Here is a 1,754-nt window from a genome sequence, read left to right on the forward strand (position 1 = left end):
TGCCTGTCGACTCTGTCACCGTTTATCCGGACGGCCTGATGGCAGTGAAGCGCATGGGAACCCTGGATACAACTGTCGGCGAGCATAAGTTCGTAATCAACATTCCTGATGCAGCCGACAAGAGCTCCATCCTCTTGAGCGTGAGCAATGCCAGCGTACAGAGAGTGGTTTATGACTCCAATCCCGTTTACGCTCTGAATATCTCTTCCTCGGGACCGCAGGACTTTGCGCTCAGCTATCTGATGCACAGTGCAGGCTTCTGGGAGCCCAGATACGATCTGCATCTCGCCAATGATTCCGTTCTTCTGAATGCAAACGCCGTCGTCCGCAATCGTGGCGGAGAGGACCTGAAGAACGTGCGACTCAAGCTGGTGGCCGGACTGCCTCTTGCCGTCGAGCCGATATACAGGTCCGCACAAATCCAGCAGGCATATGCGGCCGAAGCAGCGTTAAACGAGGCTTTTGATCTGGCAGCTGCCCCAGAGGGCTCATCCTCAGGCGAACTGGAGACGCTCTACATCTTCGAGCTGGAGGGCAGAAAGGATCTGGCCATGGACAAGGAGATCGGATTCCCGCTCTTCCAAGAGAACGTACCTCTGGTCAGGGTCTACACCTGGAATGCCTACCTTCAGGAGGAGGGGCCTGCAGTGGAGGAGATCCGGGCCAATAACACCATGAAGAACCCCTGGCCTTCCGGGACGGCGCTGCTCTACAGAAATGACGACTATGTCTCCACCATAGACATGCCCTACACTGCATCCGGGACCAATGCCACCCTTGTCATCGGCCCGTCTGCGGATCTCAAGGTTACGAGAAAGCTGAAGGACTACAACGTCACGGAGAAGATCCGGGCCATCACGTCCAACGGACGGAATCATACCGTAAAAGAGACCACTGAGACCTGGACCTATCACCTCAAAGTCGAGAGCAATCTGGACCGTGCGGCCACTTTAGAGGCCACAGACAACCTGCCCCAGGAGGCGGAGATGATCGACGTCACCCCCAAACCCGCCGAGACCACGGCCACCAGCCTGAAATGGCGGCTACAGCTATTGGCGCGGCAGAAGACGGCCATCGACTACAGCTATCGAGTGGTAACGACGGAGAGCCTGGATGGTTCGTCCTAGGAATTTGGTGTAAACAATAGCTAACGGCGATTCAACCATAAAATAATCAAGAGACCATGGGATTCAAATCTCATCCACGATGAGCTCATCCCCTGTCTTGAGCCCATGGTCTTTAAATCAGTCACAGGCTCCAGTGGCCGAACCAGGATCATCTCCTGGGAAGTGATAAGCTCGGGCGGGATGTCCTTTCAAGGATTATCTTTGGGTGCCCGGCTCTCTCTGCTCATGCCCGCCATAATCGTAGTCATATCTCTCTTTATCAGAACCACTGTGAGCCTGCTGTCCGGATTCAAAGGCGGACTGGTGGATAGCCTGCTCATGAGGCTGGCGGACATGAAAAGCTCTTTCCCCGGACTCCTGCTCACCCAGGCATAATAGGCATGCTGGGGCCTAGGCTTTTTTACGCAGTGATCGCCATGAGCATATCCGGCTGGACAGGATACGACCGGATTATCCGGCGGATGACCCCATCCTTCCAGGAGACGGAGGCCCACAATATGAGATGCAGCGAAGGCCAGGCAGTCCTGGCCTTTAATGATGGCGATGAGGTGGCGATTAAAGCCTTCTGCGCTCAGGTTGAAACTGAGCATCCCACCTGTGCGAAAGAGCACCCGCATGATACCTCAA

At 55.2% G+C, this 1,754-nt stretch carries 2 protein-coding genes and 1 pseudogene; all 3 read left to right on the forward strand.

What is annotated here, in order from left to right:
• The coding region (locus BP727_RS04055; protein WP_286857535.1) for a DUF4139 domain-containing protein at positions 1-1,127 on the forward strand (1,127 nt) is incomplete at its 5' end.
• Positions 1,128-1,232: 105 nt separating this feature from the next.
• Positions 1,233-1,502, forward strand: a complete 270-nt coding sequence (locus BP727_RS04060) for a hypothetical protein (RefSeq protein ID WP_013718954.1) — start codon at positions 1,233-1,235, stop codon at positions 1,500-1,502.
• A 5-nt stretch (positions 1,503-1,507) separates the two neighbouring features.
• Positions 1,508-1,754 (forward strand): annotated as a pseudogene (locus tag BP727_RS04065) (hypothetical protein); the annotation flags it as partial.

Origin of the sequence: Methanosaeta sp. UBA356, from assembly GCF_002496465.1 — an archaeon.
GTDB classification, from domain to species: Archaea; Halobacteriota; Methanosarcinia; order Methanotrichales; family Methanotrichaceae; genus Methanothrix; species Methanothrix soehngenii.

Bases quoted from the DNA above. Each gene is read 5' to 3' on its own strand.
- BP727_RS04060 (WP_013718954.1), top strand. From the start codon at position 1,233: ATGGTCTTTAAATCAGTCACAGGCTCCAGTGGCCGAACCAGGATCATC.